Consider the following 14,050-nt stretch of genomic DNA (forward strand, 5'->3'; position numbering starts at 1 on the left):
ATAGCCTATTTGGGGGTTTTAACTGTGAGTATTAAGATTTATTATAATCTCTGCTAATTTATAAAAATAAAAAAGAGATTAGTAAAAATTGGTGAAGCCGCTAAGCTGCTAGGCACTACCCCAGATACGCTCAGGAAATGGGAAGCATCGGGGGAGCTGTTACCCGCCAGAAAAACCAAAGGCGGGACCCGTTATTACGCTGTAGCGGATTTGCTAGGGCTGGCGAATGAGAGCAGCCCAACGGTTTGCTATGCCCGTGTCAGCAGCGATGAGCAAAAGGAAGAGCTTGGGCGTCAGCATGCCATGCTAGAGGCTTACTGTGCGGCCAAAGGGTGGAAATCCGAGATTATTAAAGATCTCGGTTCAGGGATGAATGACCGCAAGAAAGGCTTAAACAGGCTGGTTGAGCTTATTCTACGGGGAAAGATGCGGCGGCTAGTGATTACTCACAAAGACCGGCTATTAAGGTTTGGCGCAGAGTTAATTTTTACCCTCTGCGAAATTCAAGGCATTGAGATTGTGATTATCCATAAAGGTGAGCAGCCTAGTTTTGAGGAAGAGCTAGCCCAAGATGTTTTGGAGATCATCACGGTATTTTCAGCCCGGCTGTATGGAAGCCGAAGCAGAAAACACCAGCAGACGGTAGAGGCGCTAAAGCATGTTACTAGCACACAAGATTGAGTTGCGGCCCTCTATCAGCCAAGCCGCGTATTTAGGTAAGGCGTGCGGGTCTAGGCGGCACTGTTATAACAAGCTGCTGGAGCACTTCTCTAAAGATGAGAATAAGTGGAGCAAGGCGGCGGCTTATCAGCACTACATTAAGGTTATTCGGCCTGAGTTCCCCTGGTATAACGAAGTCTCAAGCCGGGTGACGCGTAACGCCATTGATGATCTGGACAATGCTTTTAAGCACTTTTTTAGGCGGGTGAAGAAGGGAGAGAAGCCTGGTTTTCCAAAGTTCAAGAAAAAGGATATTAACGATAGTTTCGCCCTACGTGAGCGGACTAAATTTGAAGTCAAGGGCCGCAAGCTAAGCATTGAAAAGCTGAAAACGCTTATCCCGATGCGGCAGCGGTTGCGGTTTGAAGGAACGCCTAAGCAAGTCACGATCAGTAAGCGAGCGGGCAAATATTTTGCCTCTATCTTGGTGGACACCGAAGACTACAAAGACTACAGCCAAAACAGAGCGCCTTCTGTGGGCGTTGATTTCGGTGTTAAATCATTGGCCGTTGCCTCAGACGGTCAAGTTTTCCCCGCCAATAACAAACTAAAAAGGAGTCTTAAGAAACTCAAGCGATTGAGCCGCCATCTATCCAGGAAGAAGAAAGGCTCTAACCGCCGAGCGATAGCCAAGCAGCGGTTAGCGAAGTTGCACTACCGGATAGCCAAACAAAGGAGCGCCGTGCTCCATGAGCTGAGCCATCAACTCACGGCAAGCTATGACCGGATTGCCCTAGAAGATCTCAACGTCAAAGGCATGGTTAAAAACCGCAAACTTGCCCGGTCAATAGTGGATGCAGGATTTGCTATGTTGCGGCAGTTTATCGAATACAAAGCCTATCTTCGTGGCTGCACGGTTGAACGGGTGGATAGGTTTTTTCCCTCCAGCAAGATGTGCTCAGGTTGCGGTCAACTCCATGACATCACGCTGGCGGATAGAGCGTTGGCGTGTGATTGCGGATTGACCATAGACCGCGATCTCAATGCCGCGATCAATTTAAATCAGTATCGTCGGGACACGCTCAAGCCAGACGTAAAACGCACACAAGAGTCGAGTAAGACCGCGCTAGCGGCGTCGGTGTTGACGGTGTGAATAAGGCTAGGTTTTCAGAGATTATCCTAGACTTTTATGAGCGGTAGCAGGATGGGAATAGACGGGGCTTGGTTCTTGAAGTTCGGGGTGGAGCAGATGGGGGAGTATGGTTATCCTTTATTGAACGGGCTATTAAAGTTGTGATAAGGAGATAATGTGGAGCGCCAGGGTTGAGTGATGCGGCTGACAGTATCTGAACAGCGTGTATTGGTTGAGGCGGCACGGGAATGTTTTGGTCCCGAGGCACGCGTGCTTCTGTTTGGTTCAAGAACGGATGACTTGCGTCGGGGAGGTGATATCGACTTATTGATTGAGCTTCCTGAATCGTTGTCCGCCGAGGAAGCTGCTAGAATCCGCGCGCGTTTCGTAGCCCAAGTATGGCGTCGATTGGGAGAACGCAAGCTAGATGTGGTGTTGGCCGAGCCTGGCGAAGAGGACGAGTTCGTGCAAACGGTACGGTCGCAGGCCCTGCCCCTGGAGAAAGCATGACGAGGACGAGGCTGGAATCGGCGCTTTGGGAGGCGGATCGGCATCTAGCGGTTCTGGAGCAGGCGATGGCAAGTTGGGCGGCCTATGGGGAGGTGGCCAACCTCGATGAGATTGAAGGGGATCCCCACCGCATGAGGATTGCGGATCAGGTGCTATTTCGTTTTATGAAGCTCCAGGATGCCTTGGGGATGCGTCTCGTGCGAGGGTGTCAAGTTTTTTGTGTAACTAATTTTCACTTGGGCATCCGCTCAGCGAAGAGGATGACGAATTGATTGAGGGCGGCCTTCCAGTCCCGAATGGGTTGAGTCCATTTTTTGGTGATATTGTTCAGGGCCAGATAGAGCACCTTGAAAATGGCTTCATCCGTGGGAAAAGCGCCCCGGTTTTTCAAGACTTTTCGTAGTGAATAGTTCAAGGATTCGATGGCGTTGGTGGTATAAATGGCTCGCCGGATCTGGGGTGGGTAATCAAAGAAGACCGTCAGCCGTGACCAATCGGCCCGCCAGCTGGGGCTGATGGCCGGATATGTCTCATCCCAACGCGCTGAGAAGCGCTCTAGGGCCTGTTCGGCCTCGGCCAGGGTCGCGGCGCCATAGATGGCCCGCAGGTCGGCCGCCACGGCCCGGCGCTGTTTCCAGGGGACATACTTCAGCGAGCCGCGCACCTTGTGCACGATGCACAGCTGAACCTGGGCCTGTGGAAACACCGCCTCGATGGCCTCAGGCAGGCCCTTGAGCCCGTCCACGCAGGCAATAAAGCAATCCTCGACCCCCCGGTTTTTCAGCTCATTGAATACCGACAGCCAGAATTTAGCCCCTTCGTTTTCACTCATCCACATCCCTAACAGCTCTTTCTCTCCCTCTAGATTGACCCCCAGGGCTAAGTACACTGCTTTCGTTTTCACCATGCCCTCCTGGCGTGATTTCACAAACAAGGCATCAAAATATAGGATGGGATAGACGGCCGATAGGGGCCGGCTTTGCCAGGCCCGCACCTCCTCCAACACCGCATCGGTCACCTGGGAAATCAGCGCCGGGGAGACCTCCACCCCATAGAGCTCTTCCAGCTGCGCCTCAATCTCTCGGGTCGAGAGCCCCCGGGCATACAGCGCTAGCACCTTCTCATCAAAGCCCTCCAGCCGACGCTGACGTTTCTTGACCAATTGCGGCTCAAAATTCCCATTGCGGTCCCGTGGCACCTCGATTTCCAATTGCCCCGCCTCGCTCTGAACCCGCTTCTTGCTCTTGCCGTTGCGGCTGTTGCCACTGCCCCGACCTTCCTGAGCATGGGGCGCGTACCCTAGGTGCTCAGTCAGCTCAGCCTCCAAAACCCGCTCCACCAAGCGCTTGCTCAGCTGCTTCAATAACCCATGCTCGCCCAGAACCTCTTTCGGGCTATTGCACTCCTTCAGAAGTTCATCCAGCAACTCATCGGTCTTTTTTTCAATACTGGTCATCAGTGCTTTCTCCTTGTTGTTAATTACAGATCACCAGTTACACAGTTATTTGTACACCCCCTCTCGTGCCGGCGACCTTGGCTGCTTTGGGCGAACCTTTCGAGGAGTGGCCCATGCGTGACCGGCTCGACCGCTTGGAAAAGCTGCATGTGCTCAGTGCCACCGATTGGTTCGTCGGGAGGGAAATTCGCAATCGGCTTGCCCATGAATATCCCGATCAGCCCCAGCGCCGTTTGGCCAATTTGCTTGCCGCAGTGGAGGCAGCCGGTGCATTGGCCGCGCTGTACCGCCATTGGCGGACCTTTCTTCAAGCGCGAGGGATGGCCTGATTTGGGTAGAAAAAAGGGGCTGACTTCTCCCGGCCCAGTCGGGCGAGGGTTGTTGGATCACTCCAAGAACTTTCCTGGTTCAACACGCCTTCCCTAGGCGACAACGCCTGTTGTCGCCCCCGTTCCAGTCGCTCCAGAGGCTAACCCCGCCAGCCCGGCGGTTTTGATATTGATCGCCGCTGCGATGTCGCGGTCATGGACAGTCCCCCACGAGGGACAGCGCCATTCACGGACCTCCCGCGGCAGCGTTTCGTTGATATATCCGCACCCTGGGGTGGGGCAACGCTTGGAGCTGGGGAACCCGCGGTCGATCTCGACTACGGTTCGCCCTACCCACTGCGCCTTGTACTTCAGTTGACGGACAAACTCACCCCAATGGGCATCGGCTATGGGCTTGGCAAGCCGGGGGTGTTTGATCCTGTTCTTCACCGCAAGAGATTCAACGCACACGACTTGGTTTTCGTTGATCAGTGTGCGAGTCGCCTTGTGGGTGGCGTCCCGACGGCAGTCAGCTATTTTAGTGTGCATACGGGCCACCTTCAGCCGCAGTTTGTTGCGGTTATGGGAACCTTTCTGCTTCTTCGCCAGCTTACCCTGCAGATAGGCCAGCTTCGCTTCGTACTGCTTGGTGTACTTGGGATTGCCGGAAACGCGCATCCCGCCTTTAAAGGTTGCCCGCTGGAGGCTGAAGTACGGCCAGTCAGCAGATCTGCCGACATATAGCGCCTCCTTTTGCGGCGCAAGCTAGTTTTTTGTTGGCAGATATGACCAGACAGAGTATATTCATATTTATTAGATATGAATATACAAGGTAGCAATCATGGCCAATACCAGTTTAAGCCTTGGAGAGCATTGGGAAACCTTCATTAAGAACGAAATGGCGAGCGGGCGCTACGGTTCCGCCAGTGAAGTCGTACGCGATGCGCTGCGCTTGCTGGAAGAGAGGAGAAGCAAGCTGGACGCGCTACGGGCACATTTAGGGCAAGGGGAGGCGCAGGCGCAGCGCGGTGAGTTTGTCGAAAACTATTCCATCGAGGCGGTGATTACCGAGTTAGATCAGGAAATCTGATGCCCGGTTACAGGATTACACCACGGGCGAAAGCGGATTTGAAAAATATCGGGCGCTATACGCTCAAAATCTGGGGCAAGCAACAACGCGATATTTATCTGAAAAATCTTGATCAACGCTTTGCCTGGCTGGCGGAAAATCCGTGTCTGGGAAAGCACCGGCCTGATATAGAGGAAGGCTATTATTGCTTTCCCCAAGGCTCGCATCTGGTTTTTTATCTCCTACGTGAGGATGGCATTGATATTATCGGTATTCCCCATCAGGATATGGATATTCTGAATTATTTTAACGGGTGAAACCCAAGGCGGGATTATGGCTAGTATGAAATAGAGGCCATTTCCCCTATTGTTTTGCCGGATACGCGACGCTTAATCCGGCCTACGAGCAGTTTATGAGCGCCTCCTAGTAGGCCGGACCGATTCGCCGGGAGCGAATTGGGGCCTCCGCAGGAGGCCCGAAGGGCGCGCATCAATAAGGCCTTGAGGCCGTTTCCGGCAAGGTCATTGCCCGCAACGGATAGGCTTAGCCTCCCCTTCATTTGCTCAATTCTCCCCATTTAAAACACGACCTCCGGTAATCCTCGATGGGGGCATCGAAATTAGGATGAAAGATGGGTTTTGACTTCGTGTATGCTAACTTGAATCATGGAAGGGAACTTCAATATTTGTGCTTAGTCACGTTAGTTAGCTAATATGGCTTCGTCAAGCCATTACCATTACCCAAGTTTTTATGCTTCCTTGATGTGGGTTCGCTGCCTCAGGAGTGATTTGACGATTCCATGGTCGTAAAGTTGAATCGGCGAGAATCCTAATATTGAATTTTCCAGCTCATTTAGATCTTTGGAGCCTCTTTGGGAGTAGCTTTTTGGCGGCAACGCTGTTGCCGGGAGGCTCGGAGGTGGTGTTTGCCTTATTGGCAGCAGAGAATGTCCATTCTCCATCGTTGTTAATTGGGATAGCCACTCTCGGCAACACTTTGGGGGGTATGGTGACACTGGGGATGGGCCGGTTGCTGGCGCGACGTTATCCCATGCGGGCGCTGGAGAAACCTGCTCACCAGCGGGCCTCTCGTTGGCTCCATAAATATGGCCCTCTCAGCTTACTTTGGTCTTGGGTCCCCGTGATTGGCGATCCGCTATGTTTTGTTGCCGGTTGGCTGCGCTTAAATTTGCTTTTAGCCCTTGCTTTCATCGCCGTGGGTAAGTGTGCCCGCTACGCAGCGCTGTGGAGTGTGACAGGTTAAATGGAGGGAGTATCTTGGCAAAAATTTTGGGGGGTAATGTGGTTGTTTTCGCGCCCCCCTACAAGCCAACAAGTAGTGTGCGCTGTGCGCACGAAGGGGAGGGATGAGAGGCCAGGAAAACAAAACTCTCAGAACTTTCGCTGGGGCACTTACCTTAGCGCCAAGGTCAATATTTCCTCCTCCCTCCAAGGGGGAGGATAAGAAGGAGGCCTCTGTTCCGGAAATTGCTTAAATTAAGGAAAGAGATAGATTCAGGTATGACACCGTTAGTGATGGCGTTTCCCGAATAAACAAGGCACGAATATTGACTCAGCAGAACCCTTTGACCGTATCTTTCCTATCGGGGAAACGCTATATCTATTAAGGGTATAAAGCTTTGCCCCATAGGGCGGAGCGTATTCAGTGGGCGATGTATGGCTGACTACTACAGGAGTAAAACCATGATGAAGGGCAAAAAATTAATCCCCCTGGCTGTTTTTGTTGGCCTGACAACCTTGGGTGCGGGGCAGTCCTATGGACAGCAATCTACCCCGGCCGCTGAAGGTTTTCTTGCTATAGAGCAGATCATTGAAAAGGTCCGCGCTGATTATCCTGGTGAAATCATTGCGGTTGAGCGAGAAAAAGAGGAGGGGAAGATGGTCTGGGAAGTCGAGGTTAAGGACAAGGATGGCAAGAAGTGGGAAGTTTATTACGACGCTTCCACCGGTAAGAAGCTAAAATCAGAGCCGGAGTCCTGAGCTGTTTGCCGGTCGGCTCTTTTGAGCCAACCGGCCTGATTATTGTTCCCCCCAGCATCAAGGCTCAATAGTCGTCCAGCGTCCTTGCCACACGGCCCACCCTTTGAATAGGGCTTTGGCGTAGGTGGTGACATTGATGGCCCACCAGATCCCAGAGGCTTCAAAACCCATGGGAAAAGCGAATAACCAGGCCAGTGGGACCCGAATCAAGTTGAAAGGGGTGCTGTACCAAAATACCGTCCGGGTATCGCCGGCACCGGCGAGAATGCCTTCACTCAGGGCCTCCCAGGCCAGAAAAAGCTGAGAAGCGGCCAGGATCACCGCATACTCCGTGGCCGCCCGATGAACGGCAATGTCGTCGGTAAAAAGGGCAGTCAGAGCTTCACCCGCAAAGAAAAATATTAGGGAAGCCGCGAGGCCCAGCAGGGTGGCCAGGGGCAGCGCCATGTGGAAGGTCCGGCGGGCAAGATCGGGCCGGCGGGCTCCCAGGTAACGGCCGGCGAGAGAGGCGGCGCCGAGGGAGAGCCCATGGAAGAGGGGCCAGGTGCACCCCTCCAGGGCGGAAAAGCCAATTCCCAGGGCCGCGTTGACATGAGTCCCCAGTGGCGAGACGGAAGTTTTCAGCAGTCCCCAATAGACAATGGCAAAAAAGGCCGTTCCTAGCGCCATGGGGGTGCCGATGCGCATGATCCGGCGGAGTTGTCCTCGGGGTTTGAGATCTTCGAAGGTTAATCCTGTTATCCGCTTGAGCAATATCAAGCCAATGCCGACCCCAATGCCACGGGCGATATTGGAAGCTAGGGCGGCGCCGACAATGCCAAGTCCCGCCTCATGGATGAGCAGCGGGGTCAAAATAATATTCAGGCCTAGGGAAAGGGTATGGAGTAGCAATGGTGGTCGGGCCGAACCCATGCTAATAAAAGTTTGGTCGACTAAGGGGGTCAGCACCAGGGGCAGTATCGTTAAAAAAAGGGTGCGAAGATAGCGAGTGCATTCGATGGCTGATTGGCCCTCAAGACCCAAGGTATGGGTAATCATCGGTGCCCCCAGGGTCCCCAGGACCATTAAAAGCATGGTCAGGAGGAGGGCGCCGTAGATGGCTTCGCCGAGCAATGTTCGACGGGCTAGGGGATCATGGGCACCCGTCGCCCGAGCGATGAGAGGGCCTGCCCCTGCCGCAAACACTTCAAAAGTGGCGTAGGTAAAAATAAGAACGAAGGCGGAGGAGCCGATGGCTGCTTGGGCCTCGACGGACACGCCTTGAATAAAATATTGGTCGACGATCCGAAAACCGTTGGTGAGAAAAGCGAAAACAGCACTGGGAATGGCAAGTGCAAGAAGCGGTCGAAGACCGATAGGAGGAAGGGGCTCTAGGTACGGTTGCGCCTGGCCCTCGTGCTTTGCCATGGTGGTGTGTCGTGATTAGTGAATGGGTATTTTCTATAGAAAAATAACGTTACCATAGCTTGTATCCGCGAACCAACTTGGGCAAAAGAAGATGAGGGCCTCAAAAGGCCCTCATCAACTACTTTAATGATTTAATCATTAGTCATGGGTATGGAGTTCGACCCGGCGATTTTGTGCCCGACCTTCTTTGGTTTTATTGGAGGCAATGGGTTGTGCTTCCCCATATCCTACCGCTTCCAGCCTAGACTGATCGACGCCCTGGGAAACTAAGTAGTTCATGGCGGCTTCAGCGCGCAATTGGGAAAGACGCTTGTTATAGTCGGCGTTACCCACACTGTCAGTATGGCCTTCAATAGTGACCTCTAGATCGGGATGAGTACGCAGAGAATCCGCCGTCTCATCCAATATGTCACGTGCTTCTGGGGTCAGTTTGGCGGAATCAAATGCGAAATGGACTCCTCCCTCAAGGACAACAGGTTCGGGACAGCCTACTTCGTCTACTTCAACGCCAGCAGGGGTGTCGGGGCACTGATCTACATCATCGGTCACCCCATCGCCATCACTGTCTAGGGGACAGCCTTCGCTATTTACCGCCACGCCTGGGGGGGTGTCGGGACATTGGTCAAGATAGTCCGGTACCCCGTCACCATCACTGTCTAGGGGACAGCCTTCGCTATTTACCGCCACGCCTACCGGGGTGTCGGGGCATTGGTCGAGATAATCCGGTACCCCGTCGTTGTCATTATCTAGGGGGCAGCCCACGGTATCCACTTCTACCCCTTCAGGTGTTCCGGGGCATTGATCGGTATCATCTGGAACCCCGTCGTTATCGCTATCTGGAATAAAGGGATTGGAGCGGCAGATAACCCCCGTGACCACTTGGCCATCGGGCATGGTCTCTCCTGCGGCCTCCATGACGGCACAGGGCGGCCAGCCTTCATAGGGTGCATATAGGGGCTGATCGCTTGATTGTGCTGATATGTCAGCTGTAAATAATATTGGCACAACCGTTGCAATGGTTGCGATGATTTTTTTATTATTCATACTTCCCTCCCCTCCTTAATTTTTGTTGCTAAGAGTCATTCAAGTTTTACCTGGTTTCTAAATTCTAGTCTAGTTCAAATAACATATATAGGCTATTCAATATCAATGACAAATTGTTATAGGAAAAGCGTCAGGAGTGGTGAAAAAGATTTGCTGTCAGTATAGGGCGTGCAGAGCCCAGCAATAGGCATCATCCACATAGAAAGGGAATTCAGCGAACAGTGGTGGGTCTTGCTGCACTCAACCCACCCCTAAAGAGATTTTCCAACAACCGTATAATGTTCCAACGTGGATGTTATGGAAAGAGAGTCATCGTTTTTCAGTGGCAAAAAAATTGTAAAGAGGTTATATGTAGAATTAGTCTGCTACCAAGGCTTCTATTTGCTGCTCAATATTGGCCAAGGATTTTTTCATGACAGCGGCTATATCCAGGTAGGCTTGGCGGCATTTGGGTGTCGATTTGTCTTTTTCTTCTAGAAACGCCAAATATTGATCGGAAACTTCCTTTGGCAGCATGATCATGATGTCCGAGGTCATCTCAGCAGGATAGCTATTCCGTGCCATTGCCTTGGAAAGCTGCTCCAGGGTTTCCCTAAACCGCTGCTCGAGCTTATCCCGCTCGGTTTTCAAGTGCATGAGTTTGGTTTCACGCCGCCATCGTAGATGATCGGCAATAATGGTTGTCACGGGTGCAATGCTTGCAATCAGGCCACCGATAAGAACCCCGATAAAAATATCCATGAGTACTCAATCCTATTCGATAAATCCCGTTAAAAAAAGAAGGGAAAAATTTTGATCTCAGGTAGATTTTGCAACTAGTGTAAAAATGATCGGCGTATTTTGTTATTTTTTAACTTTCAAAAAAAAATTGTTGAGCGTCACACCACTTTTATCTTCAAGGGAAGGTTTGTCGCCAAGCTTTTTTATTTCCTCGTCCCTGGTGGAGATTGCAAGGAGGAGGCTTCTACACCAAAGCACTGGGCAACAGCCAATTCGTTGCCTTGTTTGATGGTTTGATATTTATCCCAGAAGAACGCATCTATCCTGCGCAAGGATTTGGGCGTGTTCGCCTTACGGTAACGGCTCAGGTGTCTAGGTCCTCCATTATAGGCAGCATAAGCCGCCCGGGCCAGGTTATGGAAATTATCTGTTTTTTTATGCTCGCCTTTTCTAATGGCGTAATCGACCAGATAGTGCATCAAGATTTCGCCACCTGCTTTGGTGTTGTAGGCAATATTCTGATTCAAACCGTTAACGTCGTAAAAACCTCGCCAAACATTTTGGTTGACCTGCATCAGACCTACTGAACCGGCATGAGAACGAATCGGTTGGATGCTGTCTCCTTGCTTGATGAACTGGCGCCAACAGCTTTCTTGCCAGGCGGTGGCGAGCAGGAGCCAACGATATAATGATTGCATTTGGGGTTCTAATTGGCGCCGGTGGAGTAAGTGGTGGGTGGTTTGATCCAAAAGTTGGTGGACTATGGGTAGATAGGTGCCAATATCGCGGGAGGTGGGCGCCCATTGGTTTAGCCGGGCAATCAGCGACTGATCAATGTCGCTGGCAGCCCAAGCGCTTCGCCAAAACCAATGGCTTAGGCCGAGATCGGGATTTTCCTGGGGTGGGGGTAGAGGGGGGCCCAGCCCAAACGATCGACGCAGACTGGGATCGACTTTAAAACTGTAAGAGAGGGGGTCCTGCTGTTCTTGGGGAGCAATGGTCCGCGCTAGTCGGCGCAATCCGTCGGTGGAAATGTCAAGGCCGGATACAGGACGAAGTTGATCAATGATTTTTAGGGCATCGCTGGCGGTAATAAAGGTCAAGTAGCGCAGGGCTCTTTCATTGGACATGTTCAGGGTGAGGCGGCGCAACACCGGGGACAAGCGCTCCCAGGTGCTTAGAAATAGGGCACGTATGGGATCAGGGGTTCCTGGGGTCGAGGAGGTGAGGGCCTTCCCAATATCATGACGGGCATCCAATAGGATTTCCAAGAGAGTGAGGCGAAGTTCTTTTAGCGTGCTTTCGGCTGCTGCATGTTTGATGACAAAAGTGAGAAACGCATCCCAGTGCCGCCAGGTTGTTTTCCAGCGTTGCAATTCTGCGGGCGAGAGGGCAGGTTCGGGAGAGGTCGGTGTTTGGGGATGGCTGAGATCCGGGAGTGTAAAACCCAATGTGACCCTCATACCGGCCGGGGTGGTTTGTGCTTCGGTCAGTGCGAGCGAGTGAAGCGTGGTTTGAATTTGAGGTCCCTCTTGCTGGGGTAACACAAGGGGTAGCAAGCTTCGCAGCTCTGCCAACAGGGGGTGGAGGTTAATCCGCACCTGTGAAAGCTTGGGATGGACATATTTTTTTACTCCATCCCACAGTTTACCTGTGGTGAGATTTTTACCCCCTTGAGGATTGTAAATATTTGATTTAACGGTTCGGAAACTGACTGTAGCCAATTGGGGCCCAAGCACAGGTTCTTGGAATACCTCAATCATCCCTTTCCAATCTAGGAGCGGAATGCAGCGATTGCCGATAGGGGTTCCAATTTTGGCTTTTCCTTCACTAAGCAGGCGAATTTGCGGGCCCGCGCTACTGATTTGAGGATTAGAAAGTACCAGAGAGTTGCATCTGCTATCCTCATTCCACATCTGCGCCGTATGATGGGGGCCAGTATATACTTGCCTAATGAGAATTTGGCGGAGAAACTCATGATCCAGTTGTAGTGGTACCCGGATTTCACTGGCATTGCTCCCCGGGGATAGCCCGAGCAGCCCAATCACAAGACCTGTAGAAAGCCATTTTTTCATTTGGACGGTTTGATGAAGGGAGCAAAAATAATTAAGTTGCTATTTTAATGAATTTTTTATCTAAACTTAAGCATAATTCCTGGGTATCTTACCCTATACTGCTGGTTGTCTAATTGAGTTATTTGCTGGGGTACGACCTAAAATTTGCTATCTTTTGCTAAAACTTCGACAAAAGGAGTAAAAATGGTTAATGACAAAGCGCCTAATGCAATGGGGTTCATTGTTTTATTGTTTTTTCTGCTTTTTGGTGTTGCTTCGCCGACTCTAGCGGAAGAAGGTTATGGAGAGAGGGTAGGGGAAAAACTGGGGCGTGGATTAGTCAATGTGGCCACTGGTTGGGTGGAAATCCCCAAAAATATAGTGAATACCAGTCAGGATAGTAATGTGGGTATTGGAGTCACCTGGGGATTGGTGAAAGGTATTGGCCACACCCTGGGACGCACGCTCGTAGGGGCAGGGGAATTAGCCACTTTTTTCGTGCCGACTTCTGAAATTATCCATCCTCCCTATATCTTTGAGGATTTTCATCGGGATACGACTTACGGCGTGGCGCAGTAAGTTTTATTTGCCGGATGGGGCGCAAGGCGCCTTATCTAGCCGACAGGCTTTATCCAAGAGATATTCGCTGGTGGGTGGGGTGTGAAGCCAAAAGTAGGCCGGATAAGTTTTATTTGCTGGATGCAGCACAAGGTGCCTAGGAAGCTGTTGGAAAACTTTGAGGACAGCGTAGGGTGTGCAGAGCGCGGCGATGCGCACCATGGAAAGGGAGACCAACGAACAGCGGTGATGTGCCCCTTCCCTGTGGGCATTCTTCGCAGGTCCTAATGTGCTCCCGGCGAAGCGGTGGGTTTGTTGCAGGCCATCCCTGGCCTGCACCCTGCGGGCGTGCTGCGCACGACCCAATTCGCTCCCGGCGAATCGGTCGCTACGCTCAACCCACCCTACCCATAAAGGTATTTTCCAGCAGCTTCTTATCTTAATTCCGAGTGTTTTGTTGGGTTATCGCACCGGCCCAATGGCCATCAAATTTCCTTTAGAGGGTGTTTTCTCAGGTCAGAGGGGATTCGACGGGTGTTGACCGAGCCCTTGTTAAACAAAACCGTTTGATTCCCCCATCCGTCCCAGCCTGATCGAGCCCGGCGGGCAAACATTTCTAGATAGGGGCCATCGGTTAATTGCTCGATGCGCTCGTAGGCCTCATCCGGTTTGCGGCTATGTTCCCGTCGTGGAGAAATGATTAGGCGGCGGACGCTGGCAGATTTCCGTTTTGGCTGGCCCTTGGTCGCCAGCAAGCACATTTCCGGGTTGGCCCGGGTCCAGAAGCCTAAACCCGTAAAAAAATCCTTTTCGGAGAGTTGGCCGATTTGGGCTGACTTGTTGAGTTTCACCCAATAAAAGCCTACCGTTTTATAGGTGAATCCCCAGGCCTGGATCACTTCCATGGCCTGGGGAAGCAGCGGGTCGGTCACCCAGAGGAAGAGCAGGGCATCAGGGGTCGTCCATTCGTTAACGGGAATACGGCAGATTTCTTCAATGGATAGACAGTCGTAATGGGCTTCCGCGCTGCGGCCAACTCCTTTTTTTGAATAGGTTTTAAATGCCCAAGGTGGATCGGCATAGATGACCCTATATTTTTTGGGGGGGGCGACCAAACCGGAAGCCATCTAAT

18 protein-coding genes are annotated in these 14,050 nt (G+C 51.9%); 10 read left to right on the plus strand and 8 right to left on the minus strand.

The genetic code is table 11. The annotated features are described in order from the left end of the window. Positions 1 to 66 precede the first annotated feature (66 nt). The 4 genes from NHAL_RS03075 to NHAL_RS03090 all read left to right on the plus strand — a co-directional run bounded on the left by NHAL_RS03075 (position 67) and on the right by NHAL_RS03090 (position 2,574). Complete coding sequence (locus tag NHAL_RS03075) at positions 67 to 681, plus strand: IS607 family transposase (RefSeq protein ID WP_013031705.1); 615 nt, start codon at positions 67 to 69, stop codon at positions 679 to 681. Continuing rightward, positions 659 to 1,813, plus strand: a complete 1,155-nt coding sequence (locus tag NHAL_RS03080) for an RNA-guided endonuclease InsQ/TnpB family protein (RefSeq protein ID WP_013031706.1) — start codon at positions 659 to 661, stop codon at positions 1,811 to 1,813. The genes NHAL_RS03075 and NHAL_RS03080 overlap by 23 nt, the downstream gene beginning before the upstream one ends. A gap of 177 nt (positions 1,814 to 1,990) precedes the next feature. Continuing rightward, a complete protein-coding gene (locus NHAL_RS03085; protein WP_013031708.1) occupies positions 1,991 to 2,302 on the plus strand; it encodes a nucleotidyltransferase domain-containing protein in 312 nt (103 codons plus the stop codon). Further along, positions 2,299 to 2,574, plus strand: coding sequence for a hypothetical protein (locus tag NHAL_RS03090; protein WP_203434354.1), 276 nt, complete (start codon positions 2,299 to 2,301; stop codon positions 2,572 to 2,574). The genes NHAL_RS03085 and NHAL_RS03090 overlap by 4 nt, the downstream gene beginning before the upstream one ends. On the opposite strand, the gene NHAL_RS03095 is transcribed toward NHAL_RS03090, so the two are convergent. After that, positions 2,535 to 3,758, minus strand: coding sequence for an IS256 family transposase (locus NHAL_RS03095; protein ID WP_013031487.1), 1,224 nt, complete (start codon positions 3,756 to 3,758; stop codon positions 2,535 to 2,537). The two genes, NHAL_RS03090 and NHAL_RS03095, sit on opposite strands and share 40 nt — an antisense overlap. Positions 3,759 to 3,871: 113 nt before the next feature. Here NHAL_RS03095 and NHAL_RS03100 point away from each other — a divergent pair, with 113 nt between their 5' ends. Beyond that, positions 3,872 to 4,087 (plus strand): hypothetical protein, encoded by a 216-nt coding sequence (locus NHAL_RS03100; protein ID WP_203434355.1) that lies wholly within the window; start codon positions 3,872 to 3,874, stop codon positions 4,085 to 4,087. Between the two features lie 93 nt (positions 4,088 to 4,180). On the opposite strand, the gene NHAL_RS03105 is transcribed toward NHAL_RS03100, so the two are convergent. Further along, positions 4,181 to 4,744, minus strand: a complete 564-nt coding sequence (locus tag NHAL_RS03105; protein WP_238985423.1) for a transposase — start codon at positions 4,742 to 4,744, stop codon at positions 4,181 to 4,183. Positions 4,745 to 4,907: 163 nt separating this feature from the next. On the opposite strand from NHAL_RS03105, the gene NHAL_RS03110 reads away from it, so the two are divergent. The 4 genes from NHAL_RS03110 (at position 4,908) to NHAL_RS03130 (ending at position 7,135) form a co-directional block, all read left to right on the plus strand. After that, on the plus strand, positions 4,908 to 5,156 hold the full coding sequence (locus tag NHAL_RS03110; RefSeq protein WP_013031709.1) for a type II toxin-antitoxin system ParD family antitoxin: 249 nt from the start codon (positions 4,908 to 4,910) through the stop codon (positions 5,154 to 5,156). Continuing rightward, positions 5,156 to 5,452, plus strand: coding sequence for a type II toxin-antitoxin system RelE/ParE family toxin (locus NHAL_RS03115; protein WP_013031710.1), 297 nt, complete (start codon positions 5,156 to 5,158; stop codon positions 5,450 to 5,452). The genes NHAL_RS03110 and NHAL_RS03115 overlap by 1 nt, the downstream gene beginning before the upstream one ends. 517 nt (positions 5,453 to 5,969) lie before the next feature. Continuing rightward, positions 5,970 to 6,398, plus strand: coding sequence for a YqaA family protein (locus NHAL_RS03125; protein WP_013031712.1), 429 nt, complete (start codon positions 5,970 to 5,972; stop codon positions 6,396 to 6,398). Between the two features lie 440 nt (positions 6,399 to 6,838). Then, a complete protein-coding gene (locus NHAL_RS03130) occupies positions 6,839 to 7,135 on the plus strand; it encodes a PepSY domain-containing protein (protein ID WP_013031713.1) in 297 nt (98 codons plus the stop codon). 57 nt (positions 7,136 to 7,192) lie between these two features. Here NHAL_RS03130 and NHAL_RS03135 read toward each other — a convergent pair whose 3' ends face one another. The 4 genes from NHAL_RS03135 to NHAL_RS03150 form a co-directional block, all read right to left on the minus strand. After that, positions 7,193 to 8,542 (minus strand): MATE family efflux transporter, encoded by a 1,350-nt coding sequence (locus tag NHAL_RS03135; RefSeq protein WP_013031714.1) that lies wholly within the window; start codon positions 8,540 to 8,542, stop codon positions 7,193 to 7,195. Positions 8,543 to 8,680: 138 nt separating this feature from the next. Beyond that, on the minus strand, positions 8,681 to 9,586 hold the full coding sequence (locus NHAL_RS03140) for an OmpA family protein (protein ID WP_013031715.1): 906 nt from the start codon (positions 9,584 to 9,586) through the stop codon (positions 8,681 to 8,683). A 357-nt stretch (positions 9,587 to 9,943) separates the two neighbouring features. After that, a complete protein-coding gene (locus NHAL_RS03145; RefSeq protein ID WP_013031716.1) occupies positions 9,944 to 10,327 on the minus strand; it encodes a hypothetical protein in 384 nt (127 codons plus the stop codon). A 182-nt stretch (positions 10,328 to 10,509) separates the two neighbouring features. After that, positions 10,510 to 12,381 (minus strand): lytic transglycosylase domain-containing protein, encoded by a 1,872-nt coding sequence (locus NHAL_RS03150; protein WP_013031717.1) that lies wholly within the window; start codon positions 12,379 to 12,381, stop codon positions 10,510 to 10,512. A gap of 183 nt (positions 12,382 to 12,564) precedes the next feature. Here NHAL_RS03150 and NHAL_RS03155 point away from each other — a divergent pair, with 183 nt between their 5' ends. After that, positions 12,565 to 12,939 (plus strand): exosortase system-associated protein, TIGR04073 family, encoded by a 375-nt coding sequence (locus NHAL_RS03155; protein ID WP_013031718.1) that lies wholly within the window; start codon positions 12,565 to 12,567, stop codon positions 12,937 to 12,939. Between the two features lie 3 nt (positions 12,940 to 12,942). On the opposite strand, the gene NHAL_RS20905 is transcribed toward NHAL_RS03155, so the two are convergent. After that, positions 12,943 to 13,284, minus strand: coding sequence for a hypothetical protein (locus NHAL_RS20905; protein WP_157862474.1), 342 nt, complete (start codon positions 13,282 to 13,284; stop codon positions 12,943 to 12,945). A 119-nt stretch (positions 13,285 to 13,403) separates the two neighbouring features. Beyond that, positions 13,404 to 14,045 carry an MT-A70 family methyltransferase gene (locus NHAL_RS03165; protein WP_013031719.1) on the minus strand — a complete coding sequence of 214 codons (642 nt, stop codon included), beginning with the start codon at positions 14,043 to 14,045 and terminating at the stop codon, positions 13,404 to 13,406. Positions 14,046 to 14,050 lie beyond the last annotated feature (5 nt).

It is taken from the genome of Nitrosococcus halophilus Nc 4 (assembly GCF_000024725.1).
GTDB classification, from domain to species: domain Bacteria; phylum Pseudomonadota; class Gammaproteobacteria; order Nitrosococcales; family Nitrosococcaceae; genus Nitrosococcus; species Nitrosococcus halophilus.